This is a genomic window from Methylobacterium oryzae (genome assembly GCF_036441375.1).
GTDB lineage: Bacteria > Pseudomonadota > Alphaproteobacteria > Rhizobiales > Beijerinckiaceae > Methylobacterium > Methylobacterium oryzae_A.
In genome coordinates this window covers 34,953-51,344 of the sequence record NZ_MLCA01000010.1, presented here as the reverse complement: position 1 = coordinate 51,344, position 16,392 = coordinate 34,953, and the positions used below count along the sequence as shown (strand labels likewise).

The following is a 16,392-nucleotide window of genomic DNA, read 5'->3' as shown; positions in this document are numbered from 1 at the left end:
TCTTGCGAGAAAGTCTAATCATAAGGATGCCGGCGCGGGAACCCGCGCCGGCACCGTTTTTCACGTCAAACCCTGCGGCCGATTAGTTCGGCAGAGCGAAGACCGTCAGCTGGCCGCCGAGGTTGGTGTACTGCGACAGAGCCGCGTAGCCACCCACCGCGCCGAGACCGGCGTTCGGGTCCGTCAGGCCGGCCGCGAGGCCGATGCCAGCCCAGCCGCCGACGCCCGAGAGGACGCCCACGTACTGCTTGCCCTTGTGCTGGTAGGTCATCACGTTGCCGATGATGCCCGACGGGGTCTTGAACTTGAACAGCTCCTTGCCGGTCTTGTCGTCGACAGCCTTCAGGTAGCCCTCAAGCGTGCCGTAGAACACGACGTCGCCAGCGGTGGCCAGAGCACCGGACCACACCGAGAACTGCTCGGGGTTGGACCACTTGATCTTGCCGTTGACGCCGTCCCACGCGATGAAGTTGCCCATGCCGCCGTGCGAGTTCGGGGCCGGGTACATCGAGAGGGTCGCACCGACGTAGGGCTGGCCCGGGGTGTAGGTCACCCGGAACGGCTCGTAGTCCATGCAGACGTGGTTGGTGGGCACGTAGAACAGGTTGGTCTTCGGCGAGAAGGCAGCAGGCTGCTGATCCTTCGACCCGAGGGCCGCCGGGCAGATGCCCTTGGAGTTGGTGTCCTCGCCGTTCTGCTCGGTCGAGTACTTCGACACGACCAGCGGACGGCCGTAGTTCTTGGACCCCTTGTCCATGTCGACCTTGGTCGCCCAGTTGACGGCCGGGTCATACTTCTCGGCGACCAGGAGGGTGCCGTCCGCGCGGTTCAGCGTGTAGCCGAAGCCGTTACGGTCGAAGTGCGTCAGGAGCGGCTGCTCCTTGCCGTCGATCTTCTGATCCGTGAGGATCATCTCGTTGATGCCGTCATAGTCCCACTCGTCGTGGGGGGTCATCTGGTAGACCCACTTGGCCATGCCGGTGTCCGGGTTACGCGCCCAGATGGTCATGGACCACTTGTTGTCGCCCGGACGCTGCTTGGGGTTCCAGGTCGAGGGGTTGCCCGAGCCGTAGTAAACGAGGTCGAGCTTCGGATCGTACGAGAACCAGCCCCAGGTGCAGCCGCCGCCGGTCTTCCACTGATCGCCTTCCCAGGTCTTCAGCGAGGAGTCCTTGCCGATCGGCTTGCCGAGCGAGGTGGTCTTCTCCGGGTCGACGATCAGCTGATCGTCCGGGCCCTCGGAGTAGCCGCGCCACACCTTCTTGCCGGTCTTCAGGTCGTAGGCGGTGACGTGGCACTGCACGCCGAACTCGCCGCCCGAGATGCCGACGATGACCTTGTCCTTGACCGGCAGAACCGTCGCGGTGTTGGTCTCGCCCTTCTTCGGGTCGCCGTTCACGACCGACCAGTTGACCTTGCCGGTCTTGGCGTCGAGCGACACGAGGGTGGTGTCGGCCTGGTGCAGGAGGATCGCGCCGTCGGCGTAGGCCAGACCGCGGTTGACCGTGTCACAGCACATGACCGGGATCACGGACGGATCCTGCTTCGGCTCGTACTTCCAGACGATCTTCGCCTCGTGGTCGAGGTCGAGGGCGTACACGATGTTCGGGAACGGCGTGTGCACGTACATCATGTTGCCGACGACGAGCGGCGAGCCCTCGTGGCCGCGCAGCACGCCGGTCGAGAACGTCCAGGCGACCTGCAGGTCCTTGACGTTCTTGGCGTTGATCTGGTCGAGCTTGGAATACCGCGTATTCGCGTAGTCCACCGTCTGAAGAACCTGTTCCGCCGGGTTGGCGATGCCCTTCATGACGCTTTCATTGGCCAGCGCCGGCGCGGCGACGGCCGCGACACCTGCGCCGAGCGCAAGGAGATGTACCGCTCTCATGGGTTCCTCCGACAAGTCTTGAGAGTACTTGCGACGCGCGCGAAAAGTGGCGTCGCTCGGACTCCGACCTGACTGTTTGCGACAGGGATGGACGCCTCGGTAGCGGGCATAGTGGACTTCGAGGAGATCTACAGATCCCCTAAGCCAGGAACCGCCATCCCTGAGGCGGCTCCCTCGAAACCGAGGCTTGCCCGGACCTTAAGAGATTTTTGAGCGCCGTCAACTCGCTGTTCGACCCCTGTGGGCACACGGTGAAAGCTTCTTTTCGCGTGACACAGACACGGTCGTTGTCATGCTTTTGCGAAAAGAAATGTTGCGACGCACAAGGATCGGCCGGTTCATTCGCTCCAACCTCACGGGAACGTGCGCGTTTCCCATGCAGAGCTTGCAAACGAGCGAGCTTTGCTGTGCGTGAGCATGCGTGTTTCGCCTGGGCACGCGGTAGAATGCCCTGTCCTGTGCGCGGCTGAGGCCGGCGTTCTGATCGCACTGCGACACGCCTCGGCGTCCATCGGTTGCCGAATCGTCCCAAATTTCGCCTCTGCGCCGAGTCGCCGCATCCGCTGTTTTCGTGGATCCGTCGAGCTGCGCGCGTGTTGTCGCGCGCGACAAATTGCCGAATCGTCCCGTTCTCAAGGGTTCGAGGTTGGGCACTCGTGACCGCTGGGACCCCCGCCCTCAGAGACTTGCCGGATCTCCGAGCGCGCCGTCAGAGGGCGCCGACCGGACCGGTGCTCTCGAACTCGGCGACGTCGCCGATCAGGTCCGTCACGGAGATGTTGAGGCGACGGCCGTTCGAGAGCCGGAGCTGGGCATCCGGCTCGAGCCAGACCGGTCGCAGGCCAGCGTAGCTGCCGTAGAGGTTGCCGTAGGCGACGACACCGCTCTCGCGCCTCTCGATGACGACCCGGTAGCGAACGCGAACGGACTCGCACCCTTCCGCCGATACGAGACCGCGCCCGGTCAGCGTCTTCAGGATCTCGTTCGGCTCGAACATACGCGGGACGCAGGAGGCGGGATTAAACGGCAATCCAATTGCCGTTTAATCCCGGACCCGCGGCGAGTCACGCCCGCCCGCGCGGATTGTGCTGCGGACGTCGTCCGGCCGTCATCCGGTCGCGTCGGCGCCGCCGGTGCCGGGCTCCGCGTCGAGAGGCCGGACCACGATCCGGCCGGACTCGACCGAGAGCGCCAGCCGGCCCTGCTTCAAGGCCAGCGCCTTCTCGCCGAACAGCGTCCGACGCCACCCCTGCAGCGCCGGCACCTCGGCGGCGTCGTCATCGGCGATCGCTTCCAGATCGTCGACCGTAGCGATGATCTTCGGCGCGACGGCCTCGGCCTCGCAGACGGCCTTCAGCAGAACCTTCAGTAGCTCGACGATCGCGCCGTTGCCGCCGCTCCGCCGCACACGCTCAGGCATCCGGACGGCGCTCGAGTCGCGGGCGAGGCCGCGCTCCACCGCGGCGACGATGTCGGCCCCCGTCCGGGAGCGCTCGAAGCCCGCAGGGATCGTCCGCAGGCGCCCGAGCGCCTCGGCGCTCCGCGGCGCCGCCGACGCGATATCGATGACCGCCTCATCCTTCAGGACGCGTCCCCGCGGGACGTTGCGCGTCTGGGCCTCGCTCTCGCGCCAGGCCGCCACCTCCATCAGCACGGCGATTTCCCGCGGCTTGCGCATCCTGCCGGAGAGCCGGCGCCACGCCTGGGCGGGATCGGCGCGGTATGTCTCGGGCGAAGTCAGAACTGCCATCTCCTCGTCGAGCCAGGCGCCGCGGTCGGTTCGCAGCAGCTCGGCGACGAGGACCTCGTAGATCTTCACCAAGTGGGTGACGTCGGACAGCGCGTAGGTCAGCTGCGCCTCCGAGAGCGGGCGCCGCGACCAGTCGGTGAAGCGGGACGACTTGTCGATCTTGGCCTTGGCGACGTCGTTGACCAGCTGCTCGTACGAGACGGAATCGCCGTAGCCGCAGACCATCGCGGCGACCTGCGTGTCGAAGAACGGATGCGGCAGGATCCCGCCGATCAGCCAGATGATCTCCAGGTCCTGGCGGGCGGAGTGGAACACCTTGACGGTGCGCTCGTCGGCCATGAGCGCGATGAACGGCGCGAGATCGAGTCCCGGCGCCAGCGGGTCGACCAAGACGCCGGTCCCGTCCGGTGCCGCCATCTGGATCAGGCACAATTTTGGATAATACGTCGTCTCGCGCATGAACTCCGTGTCGACGGTCACGAAGGGCTGCTCGGCGAGACGTGTGCAGATCTGGCGCAGCGCGTCAGTGGTGGTGATCAGGTCCATGCACCGGCTATACGCAACCGCGACGGCCATGGGGAGACGCGCCTTCGCAGGTCCCCACCTTTCGCGCTTTCCCAAGTCCGACGCATCGTCACGGCCTGGTGAGCGCCGTCACGCCACGGCCGCAACGGCCGCCTTCCGGCGGGCCCGCGCCTGCCGGCGGATCCGCATGGCGTCGGCCCGTCGCTGCGCCTCGGCGCGCCCGAGCAGGCGGTCGAGGATGCCGGTCTCGATGCGCTCGCCGGTGGCCCCGTCGACGAGGCGGCGGATCCGGTCGACCCGGAATCCGCGATAGCCGCCGCGCCGGGCGTCGATGCCGCCGAGCAATGTCCGCCCGGGCCCGAGCTTGAGCTCGCGCGCGTCGAGGGAGCGGTTGCTCCAGGCCCCGGCCGCGTCCTCGTAGACGAGGTCGAAACGGCCCTCGAGGGGCAGCGTGCGCCAGCCGGCCGGGGCGCGTTCGGGCGCCGGCTTCACGGGCCCCTCCAGATCGAAAAAGACGTTGTCGTTCATGGAGATCATATGGGGATTCGGTGGCCGTTCCGGTAGGCCGGCCGGGGAGCCGCGCGCGGCTTTCGGCGCCATTCTGCGCGCCCCGCGCTTGACTTGGGGGGCCTCGCGTGAATGGTGCCGGCCTTCCCTCAGAAGAAGCCCGTCATGCACCGTTACCGTTCCCACACCTGCGGGGCGCTCCGCCCGTCCGACGTCGGGCAGAGTGTCCGCCTCTCCGGCTGGTGCCACCGCATCCGCGATCACGGGGGCGTGCTGTTCGTCGATCTGCGGGACCATTACGGCCTGACGCAGTGCGTGATCGACTCCGACTCCCCGGCCTTCAAGGCCGCCGAGGCGGTGCGCTCGGAATGGGTCGTTCGGATCGACGGGCGCGTCCGCACCCGCCCGGCCGGCACCGAGAACGCCGAGCTGCCGACCGGCGCGGTCGAGGTCTACATCGACGACCTCGAGGTGCTGGGCCCTGCGGGCGAGCTGCCGCTGCCGGTCTTCGGCGACCTCGAGTACCCGGAGGAGACGCGGCTGCGGTACCGCTTCCTCGACCTGCGCCGGGAGAAGCTCCACGCCAACATCATGAAGCGCGGCGCGATCATCGACTCGCTCCGCCGCCGGATGCGCGAGGGCGGCTTCTTCGAGTTCCAGACCCCGATCCTGACCGCCTCCTCGCCCGAGGGCGCGCGCGACTACCTCGTGCCGTCCCGGGTCCATCCCGGCAAGTTCTACGCGCTCCCGCAGGCGCCGCAGCAGTTCAAGCAGCTGACGATGATCGCGGGCTTCGACCGCTACTTCCAGATCGCCCCGTGCTTCCGCGACGAGGACGCCCGCGCCGACCGCTCGCCGGGCGAGTTCTACCAGCTCGATATCGAGATGAGCTTCGTCACGCAGGAGGACGTGTTCCAGGCGGTGGAGCCGGTGCTGCGCGGCGTGTTCGAGGAATTCGCCGAGGGCAAGCGCGTCACGAAGGAATTTCCGCGGATCACCTACGCGGACTCGATGCTGAAGTACGGCGTCGACAAGCCGGACCTGCGCAACCCGCTGATCATCGCCGACGTCTCCGACCTGTTCGCCCGCGAGGACGTGGCCTTCAAGGCGTTCAAGGGCGTTATCGCCTCCGGCGGCGTCGTCCGGGCGATCCCGGCGACCGGGGCGGCGAGCCAGCCGCGCTCGTTCTTCGACAGGCTCAACGACTGGGCCCGCTCCGAAGGCGCGCCCGGCCTCGGCTACGTCGTGTTCGAGGAGGAGAACGGCCAGCTCACCGGCAAGGGCCCGATCGCCAAGTTCATCCCCGCCGAGGTGCAGGCGCTGATCGCTGAGCGGGCCGGCGCCAAGGCCGGCGACGCGGTGTTCTTCTCCGCCGGTCCCGAGGGCAAGGCCGCCGGTCTCGCCGGCAAGGCGCGCATCCGCATCGGCGACGAGCTGGGCCTCTGCGACAAAGACCAGTACGCGTTCTGCTGGATCACCGACTTCCCGATGTACGAGTGGAGCGAGGAGGAGAAGCGGATCGACTTCTCCCACAACCCGTTCTCCATGCCGAACATCGATCGTGAGGAATTCCTGGCGCTCGACCTCGACGCCCTGGCCAGCGAGGACGAGAACGGCGCGAACACCAAGCGGATCCTGAACATCAAGGCGTTCCAGTACGACATCGTCTGCAACGGCGTGGAGCTGTCCTCGGGCGCGATCCGCAACCACCGTCCGGACGTGATGGAGAAGGCCTTCGCCATCGCGGGCTACGGCCACGAGGTGCTGGAGCAGAAGTTCGGCGGCATGCTGAACGCGCTGCGCATGGGCGCCCCGCCGCACGGCGGAATCGCGCCGGGCGTGGACCGCATCGTCATGCTCCTGTGCAACGAGCCGAACATCCGCGAGGTCGTGCTGTTCCCGATGAACCAGCGCGCCGAGGACCTCATGATGGGCGCGCCCTCCGAGGCGTCCCCCAAGCAGCTGCGCGAGCTGCACATCCGCCTCAACCTGCCGGAGAAGAAGGCCTGAGGCGCCGATAGTCCCGCCGCGCGGTGGCGAGCCTCGTCGCGATCGTCGTCGCCCACGACAGCGCCGACGTGCTTCCGGCCTGCCTCGCGGCCCTCGCCGGCGAGCATGTGCCGGCGATCGTCGTGGACAATGCCAGCCGGGACGCCTCCGCGTCGGTCGCGGAGGCGGCCGGCGCGCAGGTGATCCGCAACGCCCGCAACGAGGGCTACGGCCGCGCCAACAACCGGGGCGTCCGCGCGGCCGCGACGGCGGAGCACGTCCTGATCGTCAACCCGGACGTCGTGCTGCGTCCGGGCGCCGTGGATGCCCTGCTGGAGGCGGCCCGCTCCTGGCCGGATGCGGGTCTGCTCGCCCCGCGCCTCGTCGAGCCCGACGGCCGCTTCTTCTTCCAGGCGCGGTCCCTGCTCGCGCCCTACCTGACGAATCCCGCCGGCCGGCTCGCGCTGCCGCAGGGCGATGCCTGCGCGCCATTCCTCTCGGGGGCCTGCCTGATGATGCCGCGCGCCCTGTTCCTCGATCTCGGCGGCTTCGACGAGAACATCTTCCTGTTCTACGAGGACGACGACCTGTGCCGGCGCGTCGCCGATCGCGGGCGCGCCCTGATCCATGTCCACCGCGCCGAAGCGCTGCACGGTCGCGGCCGCTCGTCGGCACCGGAGCCCGGCCGGGTGTTCCGCGCGCGCTGGCATCAGGCGTGGTCGCGCGCCTATGTCAGCCGGAAGTACGGTCTCCCCGACCCCGGCCTCGCCGACCTGATGACCAGCATCCCGAAGGCTCTCCTGTCGGGTCTGGTCCTGCGTCGGGCGGGGCTGGAGCGCTACGGCGGCTCGGCGGCGGGCGCCCTCGCCTTCCTGCGCGGCCGGACCGCCCTGGCCCGCGAAGGTCTGGCCGGATGAGAGCCTCGACGATCGCGGCCGCGCTGGAGCGCGGGCGCAACGGCTTCACCGGCCTGCGGCTGATGCTGGCGCTGGCCGTCGTGGTCTCCCACGCGTTCAGCGTCGCGACCGGTGCGGCCGGCGACGAGCCCCTCGCGCGGCTCACCGGCTACACGCTCGGCGAGCACGCGGTGAACGGCTTCTTCGCCGTGTCGGGCTTCCTCGTCACGATGAGCTGCGACCGCCGCGGCATCCGGGACTACGCCATCGCCCGGACCCTGCGGATCCTGCCGGGCCTGGTGGCGGCGACGCTCGTCGTCGCGCTCGGGCTCGGCGCGGTGCTGACCCGCCTGCCCGCCGCCGAGTACTGGCGCGATCCCGGTCTGTGGTCGTTCATCCGCGGAACGCTGACGACCTTCAAGAGCAACGCCGCCCTGCCCGGGGTCTTCGAGTCCAACCCCTATCGGGCGCCCCTCGGCACGGTCTGGACACTGAAATACGAGGTGCTCTGCTACCTGGGCGTCCTCGCCGCTGCCCTGTGCGGCCTGCTCCGACGACGGTGGTCGGCGCCGCTGATCGTGGCCGGACTCACCCTCGCGCTGTCGATCGCCTGCGGCATCCGCGGGGCGGACTTGCCCAAGGGCACCGAGACGGCGCTGCGCCTGCCGCTGATCTTCGCGGCCGGCGCGTGCCTCTACCTGTGGCGCGACAGCCTGCGGGTCTCGGCCGCCGCCCTCGCCTGCCTGGCTTTCGGCGCCCTCGTCCTCGCGCGGACGCCGGCCTACCCGGCCCTGCTGTTCCTGGTCGAAGCCTACGGCGTGGTCTGGCTCGCCCTCGGCCCCCTGGCGCGCGGCCTGTTCGACCCGTCGGCCGACCTCTCCTACGGGGTCTATCTCTACGGTTGGCCGATCCAGCAGAGCCTGCACGCCCTGTGGCCGACCGCTTCCGGGCCCGCGCTCCTGGTGCCGACGCTCGCGCTCACGCTGCCGGTCGCGGCCCTGTCCTGGTACGGGGTCGAGCGGCCGGCCCTGTCGCTCAAGGCGCGGGCGCTCGGACGGCGGCGCCTCGGCACGATCGAGCCGGCTGGGCCGTGAGCGCCGACGATCCGCTTCCGCCGCTGAAGGCGCTGACCCTCGCGGCGCGAGCCCTTGAGGATCACGGCTTCGCGACGGTGGCCCGGAACGAGCGCGGCGACAGCCTGTACCTGCGACGACCCGGATCCGCCTGGCACCTGCGGCTCTCGAACCACGCGCGCACCGCCAAGCAGCGCGCCCGTCGCACCGATATTCTCGCGAGCCTCGTCATCGACGGGCCGCGCTCTCAGATTCGGATCGATAAGCTCGTCCGAGAGGCCGTCCGGAACTTCGACGCCGCGCTGGCGCGGGTGACCGATCAGGCGTCCGCGGCGGGTTCGCGGAAGTAGGGCTCCACGGCGCCCTTCAGCTTGACCGTCATCGGGTTGCCGGCCCGGTCGAGGGTCTTGCCGGCCGAGAGCCGGACCCAGCCCTCGCTCACGCAGTACTCCTCGACGTTCGTCTTCTCGACGCCCTTGAATCGGACGCCGACCCCGCGCTCCAGCACCTTCTCGTCGTAGAACGGGCTGTTCGGGTTGGAAGCGAGGCGGTCGGGAGGCGTGTCGGTCATCGTCCGGATCTCGGATGGTCTTCGTGTTCGGTCCCGCCGGTACGGGAATCCGCGCCCGCGCGCAACGCCGCGAGCAGGTCCGCGATCCGCCCACTCTGGAGCAGCGGCACGAGCCGGGTCACCGCCTCGTGGGGCAGGTCCCACCACGCCGCCGCCACGAGCGCCTCGACGGTCGCCGCGTCGAAGCGGCGGCGCACCACCCGCGCCGGGTTGCCCGCCACGACGGCGTAGGCCGGCACGTCGCGGGTCACCACGGCGCGGGCGGCGACCACGGCCCCGTGCCCCACGGTGACCCCCGAGAGGATCATGCAGCCCGATCCCAGCCAGACATCGTGTCCGATCACCACGTCGCCCCGGGAGGCGTGATAATCCTCCGGCGCCGCGGCGTCCGGGAACAGCGCCCGCATCGCCGCGAACGGGTAGGTCGACGCCCAGTCGAGGCGATGCTCGCCGCCGAGCAGGATCTCGACCTTGTCGGCGATGGAACAATAGCGGCCGATCGTCAGCCGCCGCCCGCTCTCCGGGAAGCGGACTTTTGGACGCCCGTACGAATAAGCGCCTATGGAGAAGCCGTGGGCTCTCGCCAGCTTGGCGAGGTGGACCCGGGTCTCGTTGTGCGGGTTGCGCCCCCTGCGCAGCCGGTGCAACAGACCGGTCATGACGCGAGCCCGCGCGCTGCGCGACCGCGTCGTCCTCGGTGAAAAAGGTGAGCGGGAGCGTGGGCGATGGCCGATAACATGTCCGAGGACCTCAAGGCCGGGGCGCTCGTCTACCACCGCCTGCCCAAGCCCGGGAAGCTGGAGATCCAGGCGACGAAGCCGCTGGGCAACCAGCGCGACCTCGCCCTGGCCTACTCGCCCGGCGTCGCCGCCGCCTGCATGGCGATCCACGACGACCCGCAGCAGGCCGCCGAACTCACGATCCGCCAGAACCTCGTGGCGGTGCTCTCCAACGGCACGGCCGTGCTGGGTCTGGGCGATATCGGGCCGCTGGCCTCGAAGCCCGTGATGGAGGGCAAGGCCGTCCTGTTCAAGAAATTCGCCGGCATCGACGTCTTCGACATCGAGGTCGACCAGAAGGACGTGTCCAAGCTCGTCGACGTGGTCTGCGCCCTCGAGCCGACCTTCGGCGGCATCAACCTGGAGGACATCAAGGCGCCCGAGTGCTTCGAGGTCGAGGAGCAGTGCCGGGCCCGGATGAACATCCCGGTCTTCCACGACGACCAGCACGGCACCGCGATCATCGTGGCGGCGGCCGTCCTCAACGGCCTGGAACTCGCCGGCAAGAACCTCGCCGACGTCCGGATCGTGACGTCGGGCGCGGGCGCGGCGGCGCTCGCCTGCCTCAACCTGCTCGTGTCGCTCGGCGCGACCCGCGAGAACATCACGGTCACCGACATCAAGGGCGTCGTCTATAAGGGCCGTGCCGAGCTGATGGACCGGTGGAAGGACGTCTACGCGCAGGAGACCGACAAGCGGACGCTCGCCGAGGTGATCCCGGGAGCCGACGTGTTCATCGGCCTCTCGGCCGGCGGCGTGCTGAAGCCCGAGTACCTGAAGGAGATGGCCGAGAAGCCTCTCATCATGGCTTTGGCCAATCCCTATCCGGAGATCATGCCGGATCTGGCCGAGAAGGAGCGGCCGGACGCGATGATCTGCACCGGCCGGTCTGACTTCCCGAACCAGGTCAACAACGTCCTGTGCTTCCCCTACATCTTCCGCGGCGCGCTTGATGTCGGCGCCCACAAGATCAACGAGGAGATGAAGAAGGCCGCCGTGAAGGCGATCGCGGGTCTGGCTCACGAAACGACCTCGGACGTGGTCGCCCGCGCCTACGGCGGCGAGGCCCGGCCGTTCGGGCCGAGATCCCTGATCCCGAGCCCGTTCGATCCGCGCCTGATCCTGCGCATCGCCCCCGCGGTGGCGAAGGCCGCGATGGATTCGGGTGTCGCTGGTCGGCCGCTCCCGGATCTCGACGCCTACGTCGAGAGCCTCGACCGGTTCGTGCACCGGTCCGGCCTGATCATGAAGCCGCTGTTCTCGAAGGCGAAGGCCGAGCCCAAGCGCGTGATCTACGCCGAGGGCGAGGACGAGCGCGTGCTCCGCGCCGTCCAGGCGATCGTCGAGGACAAGGTCGCCCTGCCGATCCTGGTCGGCCGGCCGCGGGTGGTCGAGACCCGCCTGAAGCGCTTCGGCCTGTCGATGGTGCACGGCCGCGACTTCGAGCTGATCGATCCCGAGGACGATCCCCGCTACCGCGCCTACGTCCAGACCTACTTGGAGGTCGCCGGTCGCCGCGGCATCACGCCGGACGCGGCCCGGACGCTGGTCCGCACCAACAACACGGTCATCGGCGCCATCGCGGTCCGCCGCGGCGAGGCCGACGCGCTGATCTGCGGCCTGGAGGGCCGGTTCGAGACGCGCCTGCGCATCATCCGCGACGTGATCGGGCTCGCGCCGGGCGTGGAGCAATGCGCCGCGATGAGCCTCGTGGTGACGCATAACGGCGCGTACTTCTTGGCCGACACCCATGTCCGCCAGAACCCCACCGCCGAGGAGATCGCCGACGTGGCGCAGGCCTGCGCCAGCCATGTCAGCCGTTTCGGGATGACGCCGAAGATCGCGCTCCTCAGCCACTCGGATTTCGGCCAGTCCGACTCCCCCTCCGCGATGAAGATGCGCGAGGCGCTCGCGCTTCTGCAGCGGCGCGACCCCGAGCTTCAGGTCGACGGCGAGATGCAGGCGGATTCGGCTCTCAGCGAGATGGTGCGCGACCGCGTGCTGCCGGGCTCGCGGCTCAAGGGCGCGGCCAACGTCCTGATCTTCCCGAATCTCGACGCGGCCAACATCGCCTTCCAGTTCGCCAAGGTGCTGGCCGATGCCCTGCCGGTCGGCCCGCTCCTGATCGGTCCGGCCAAGCCCGCCCATATCCTGACGCCGTCCGTCACGGCCCGCGGCATCGTCAACGTCACGGCCGCGGCCGTGGTCGAGGCCCAGGCGGACGAGGCCGCCCCGAGAGCCGAGGAGAGCGGCGTCGGCATGATCTCGGAATGAGGAGCGCCCGTCGGCGGCCGCGAGCGTGGCCGTCGATTTGCTTCCCGGTCCCGGGGCCACGAAACGACCGGGAGATGACGCGATGTGCGCGGGCGACGATCCTACCTGCCACGCCTTCGAGGAGCACCGCCGCCGGTTCCGGCGGGATCTGGAGCCTGAGCGGCGCGCCTTCCTGAAGAGCGGCTTCGCGGCGACCGGCGCCGCCGCGGCGGCCCTGGCTGCCGGCGGCCCGTCGCTCGCGAGCCCGGCGCTGGCCGAGGCGAGCGGCGCCAAGATCGCGGCCACGACGCATTATCACCTGCCGGCCAATGCCGAGACGGTGCACTGGGGCTTCTTCAGCCGCAGCCTCAAGCCCAAGGTCGAGATCGGCTCGGGCGACTTCGTCACGATCGAGACGCTCACCCATCAGGCGAGCGACGATGCCGAGCGCATGATCCAGGGCGATCCGGGGGCCGAGAGCGTCTATCTGTGGACCAAGGACAAGATGGGCGTCTCGCCCCGCGGGGCCGGCGCCATGGACGCCAAGGTCGGCCCCGGCGGCGGCCTCGGCGTGCACATCTGCACTGGCCCGGTGGCGATCCGCGGCGCCGAGCCCGGCGACGTCCTGGAGGTGCGCATCCTCGACGTCGCCCCCAGGCCCTCCGCCAATCCCAAGTACAAGGGGCTGGCCTTCGGCAGCAACGCGGCGGCCTGGTGGGGCTACCATTACAACGATCTGCTCACCGGCGATAAACCCCGGGAGGTCGTGACCATCTACGAGGTCGACGCCACCGGTGCGCGCGACTGGGCGCGGGCGGTCTACAGCTTCCGCTGGCCGGGCGTGACCGACCCGTTCGGCGTCGCCCACCCGACCATCGACTATCCCGGCCTGCCGGTCGACCACACGAAGACGCAGAAGACCTTCGAGGTGCTGAAGGGCATCCGCGTGCCGATCCGGCCGCATTTCGGCACGATGGGCGTCGCGCCCGCCGAGGCCGACCGGGTGAACACGATCCCGCCGAGCTACACCGGCGGCAACATCGACAATTGGCGGATCGGCAAGGGCGCGACACTGTACTACCCGGTGGCGGTGCCGGGCGCCCTGTTCTCGGTGGGCGATCCCCATGCCAGCCAGGGCGATTCCGAGCTGTGCGGCACCGCGATCGAGTGTTCTCTCACCGGCACCTTCCAGTTCATCCTGCACAAGAAGGCCGACCTGCCCGGCACGCCGCTGGAGGCCCTCGACTTCCCGATGATCGAGACCCGGGACGACTGGGTTCTGTCCGGCTTCAGCTACCCGAACTACCTGCGGGATCTCGGTCCCGACGCGCAGAGCGCGATCTTCCAGAAATCCTCCATCGATCTCGCCATGCGCGACGCGTTCCGGAAGATGCGCCAGTTCCTGATGCACGCGAAAGGCCTCACCGAGGACGAGGCCATCTCGCTGATGTCGGTGGCGGTCGATTTCGGGATCACGCAGGTCGTGGACGGCAACTGGGGCGTCCACGCGGTGGTCAAGAAGGCGATCTTCTCCGATCGCGTCGCCTGACGTCCGACAGCGCGACGACCGGCCGCGACGACCGACGCCGTCCCGGACCGGCCGGATCACGCGGCCTTCGCGGTTCCGGTCATCGTCATGAGATCGGTGATGACTCGGTAAGTCTCGGACCAGGCCGCGCGGATCTCCGGCGTGAAATCCGGTCCGAGCACGTGTTCCAGGGTCCAGAGCAGCGCCGCGCCGACCGGCTCGTAATGCGCCCGGAGGGCGCCGTAGCCGACGTGCCGATCCCCGAGATCGCGGACGGTCGCGACCAGCGCCTCCGGCTTGTCGAGATTGGCCACCGCGAGCGCCAGCATGGCGATCAGCTTCCGCTTCTGCGCGGTCAGGTCGTGCGGGAAGAGGGACCGGACCTGCGGCGCGGTCTCGAGCAGGCGGTCGTAGAACAGGTCGGCCACGGAATCGCCCATCGGCTGCACCGCCGCGAAGCTGCCCTGCACCAGCGCCACCTGCGCGGCGGAGACCGCGTAGGAGACGCGAACGCTCGCCAGGAACCGTCCGACCTCCGCCGTGAGGTGCTCGGATTGAACCGACAGGGCGGAGGCCGCGTCGAGCACTTGGCTGGCGGCGAGACCGGTGCTCTCGGCCGCTTGCGCGACGCCGGTGATGTTGCTGGTGACCTCGCCGGTGCCGGCGGCCGCCTGCCCGACATTGCGGACGATCTCCTGGGTCGCGGCGCCCTGCTCCTCGACGGCGGCCGCGATCGAGGTCGCCACGCCGTTGATCTCGCGGATCCGCGCGGTGATCGCCGCGATGGCTTCGACCGCCTGACCGGTGGAGGCCTGCACCTGGGCGATCTGCCCGGCAATCTCGTCGGTGGCCTTGGCGGTCTGCTCGGCCAGAGCCTTCACCTCGGAAGCCACGACCGCGAAGCCGCGGCCCGCGGCGCCCGCGCGCGCCGCCTCGATGGTGGCGCTCAGCGCCAGCAGGTTGGTCTGTTCGGCGATCGATGAGATCAGCCCCACGACAGCGCCGATCTTGTCGACGGCGCTGCTCAGGTCCTGGACGCGCGCGGCGGTCCGGTCGGCCTCGGCCGCGGCCTTCTGCGCGAGATCCGCCGAGCCGTCGGCCTGCCGACCGATCTCCTCCACGGAGGTGCCGAGTTCCTCGGCGGCCGCCGCCACGGTGTTGACGTTGCTGGAGGCTCGCTCGGCGGCGGCCGCGACCGTCGTCGATTGTCCGGCGGTCTGAGTGGCCGTCACCGTCATCGTCTGCGCCGTGCCCTGCAAGGCCGTGGCCGAGGCCGCGACCTGGCCGATCATGCCTCCGACCGCGTGCTCGAACCGTTGCGCCATCTGGCGCAAGCTGTCTCGGCGCTGGTCGTCGGCGTCCAGCTGCGCCCGTTCGGCCTCGGCTTCGAGTTCGCGCGTGCGGATCAGGTTGTCCCGGAACGCCTGCACGGCCACCATGATCGGCGCGAACTCGTTGCGGTACGCGTGCACCGGGAGGACGATGGCGGTCTCGCCGCCGGTCAGCGCACGCATCGCGGTGGCGATGATCCGCATCGGCCGCAACACGCCCGCGAACAGCGCGGCGAGGCCCACGCCGACGAGCAGTGAGGCGACCAGCAGCGCCGCGGTGTTGTGCAGCAGAACATGGTCCGCCGTCGCGGCCAGGGTCTCGGCGCGCGCCACCATCTCGTCGAGGGCGGAATCGGCGAGATCGACGATCGCCATCTGCTCGACCGTGTTCCGTTTGCGGATGTCCTGGAACGAGTAGGGTGACGCCCGCTGTTGGCTGAGCGCATCGAAGACGGTCCTCGCCGCGTCCGCTGCCTCGCCCTCGAAGTTACTGCGCTTGGCCCTCTCGTACGCCGCCCGCGTGGCGTCCGAGAGACGGGCCGCGGCCTCGGCGGTGCTCGCCCAAGCCGACTGCAGCCGCGCCCGCTCCTCGGCCGCTGCCACGGTCTCGGCTAACGACCACGACGTTCCCGCTGCCAGCGATGTTTGCACGCGCAGGGCGACGTTGCCGATCGCGACGCGGGTCGTCCAGGCTGAGCGCTTGAGGACGAGGTAGCGCTGCAGGATGGCGTCGGTGCGCGGAATGGCCGAATCCACGGCATCCGTCGTGGCCGTCAGCGCGTCGAGAAGTTCCTGGAAGGCCGTCAGCACGGCGGGCAACAGCGCCGGCTCGCGCCTCGGTTTCGCGACGCGTAGGTCGTTGTCGATCCGGGGACGGAGCATGTTCACGGCGTCCTGGGCCGCGTTCAGCCTCGCCATCGTCGCTGTGACCGCGGGCACATCGTGGTCGCGCAACAGATCCTGAAGGCCTTTGAAACCCGCGACCATCGCCTCGCGGTTCGTCGTGTAGGCCTTCACGCTGTCCTGGTCGGCAGCTGCTTCTCCGCCCAGAACGAGGGCTGCCCCCCGCTCGAGGCGCGTTGCGAGGATCGTCTTGAGCAATTGGCGGCTCGCGCGGCTCAACGTGACCGCGTCTCGGGCCTGCTGCGTTTGGAGCTGCGCATCGACCAAAGCATTTCCCGCGTAGCCTAATAACATCAATGCCATTGCCAATATGGTCGTACACATGACGACCCGAATTGAGACGTGGCCGAGCGATCTCATCGCGCGTTCATTCTGTACTGCGAGGTTGATAAGTGTGTT

General features: G+C 69.1%; 13 protein-coding genes. 6 read left to right on the top strand and 7 right to left on the bottom strand.

Annotated elements, in window-relative coordinates; genetic code table 11:
* Positions 1–82: 82 nt before the first annotated feature.
* The 4 genes from xoxF1 to MOTC310_RS18480 form a co-directional block, all read right to left on the bottom strand.
* Complete coding sequence (xoxF1, locus tag MOTC310_RS18495) at positions 83–1,888, bottom strand: lanthanide-dependent methanol dehydrogenase XoxF1 (protein WP_331290233.1); 1,806 nt, start codon at positions 1,886–1,888, stop codon at positions 83–85.
* A gap of 709 nt (positions 1,889–2,597) precedes the next feature.
* Positions 2,598–2,885 (bottom strand): hypothetical protein, encoded by a 288-nt coding sequence (locus MOTC310_RS18490; protein WP_331302864.1) that lies wholly within the window; start codon positions 2,883–2,885, stop codon positions 2,598–2,600.
* Between the two features lie 111 nt (positions 2,886–2,996).
* Positions 2,997–4,184: a ribonuclease D gene (gene rnd, locus MOTC310_RS18485; RefSeq protein WP_331302863.1), complete on the bottom strand. Its 1,188-nt coding sequence runs from the start codon at positions 4,182–4,184 to the stop codon at positions 2,997–2,999.
* A 108-nt stretch (positions 4,185–4,292) separates the two neighbouring features.
* Positions 4,293–4,691, bottom strand: coding sequence for a hypothetical protein (locus MOTC310_RS18480; protein ID WP_331302862.1), 399 nt, complete (start codon positions 4,689–4,691; stop codon positions 4,293–4,295).
* 144 nt (positions 4,692–4,835) lie between these two features.
* Between MOTC310_RS18480 and aspS the strand changes: the two genes are divergently transcribed.
* From aspS to MOTC310_RS18460, 4 genes are read left to right on the top strand one after another with little or no spacing between them, the layout of a single operon-like run.
* The gene (aspS, locus tag MOTC310_RS18475) at positions 4,836–6,680 is read left to right on the top strand and encodes an aspartate--tRNA ligase (RefSeq protein WP_331302861.1); all 1,845 of its coding nucleotides are present in this window, start codon (positions 4,836–4,838) and stop codon (positions 6,678–6,680) included.
* Between the two features lie 23 nt (positions 6,681–6,703).
* Entirely contained in the window at positions 6,704–7,576 is an 873-nt protein-coding gene (locus MOTC310_RS18470) for a glycosyltransferase family 2 protein (protein WP_331302860.1), read from the top strand.
* Positions 7,573–8,649 (top strand): acyltransferase family protein, encoded by a 1,077-nt coding sequence (locus MOTC310_RS18465; protein ID WP_331302859.1) that lies wholly within the window; start codon positions 7,573–7,575, stop codon positions 8,647–8,649. The genes MOTC310_RS18470 and MOTC310_RS18465 overlap by 4 nt, the downstream gene beginning before the upstream one ends.
* Positions 8,646–8,978: a hypothetical protein gene (locus tag MOTC310_RS18460; protein WP_331302858.1), complete on the top strand. Its 333-nt coding sequence runs from the start codon at positions 8,646–8,648 to the stop codon at positions 8,976–8,978. The genes MOTC310_RS18465 and MOTC310_RS18460 overlap by 4 nt, the downstream gene beginning before the upstream one ends.
* Here MOTC310_RS18460 and MOTC310_RS18455 read toward each other — a convergent pair.
* Complete coding sequence (locus tag MOTC310_RS18455; RefSeq protein WP_331302857.1) at positions 8,948–9,199, bottom strand: DUF3297 family protein; 252 nt, start codon at positions 9,197–9,199, stop codon at positions 8,948–8,950. The genes MOTC310_RS18460 and MOTC310_RS18455 overlap by 31 nt on opposite strands.
* The gene (locus MOTC310_RS18450) at positions 9,196–9,858 is read right to left on the bottom strand and encodes a CatB-related O-acetyltransferase (protein ID WP_331302856.1); all 663 of its coding nucleotides are present in this window, start codon (positions 9,856–9,858) and stop codon (positions 9,196–9,198) included. Before MOTC310_RS18450 ends, MOTC310_RS18455 begins: the two co-directional genes overlap by 4 nt.
* A gap of 66 nt (positions 9,859–9,924) precedes the next feature.
* Between MOTC310_RS18450 and MOTC310_RS18445 the strand changes: the two genes are divergently transcribed.
* Together MOTC310_RS18445 and MOTC310_RS18440 are read left to right on the top strand one after the other, a co-directional pair.
* Positions 9,925–12,252 (top strand): NADP-dependent malic enzyme, encoded by a 2,328-nt coding sequence (locus MOTC310_RS18445; RefSeq protein ID WP_331290243.1) that lies wholly within the window; start codon positions 9,925–9,927, stop codon positions 12,250–12,252.
* An 82-nt stretch (positions 12,253–12,334) separates the two neighbouring features.
* Positions 12,335–13,780, top strand: a complete 1,446-nt coding sequence (locus tag MOTC310_RS18440; RefSeq protein ID WP_331302855.1) for an acetamidase/formamidase family protein — start codon at positions 12,335–12,337, stop codon at positions 13,778–13,780.
* A 56-nt stretch (positions 13,781–13,836) separates the two neighbouring features.
* On the opposite strand, the gene MOTC310_RS18435 is transcribed toward MOTC310_RS18440, so the two are convergent.
* Entirely contained in the window at positions 13,837–16,353 is a 2,517-nt protein-coding gene (locus MOTC310_RS18435; RefSeq protein ID WP_331302854.1) for a methyl-accepting chemotaxis protein, read from the bottom strand.
* Between the last annotated feature and the right edge of the window lie 39 nt (positions 16,354–16,392).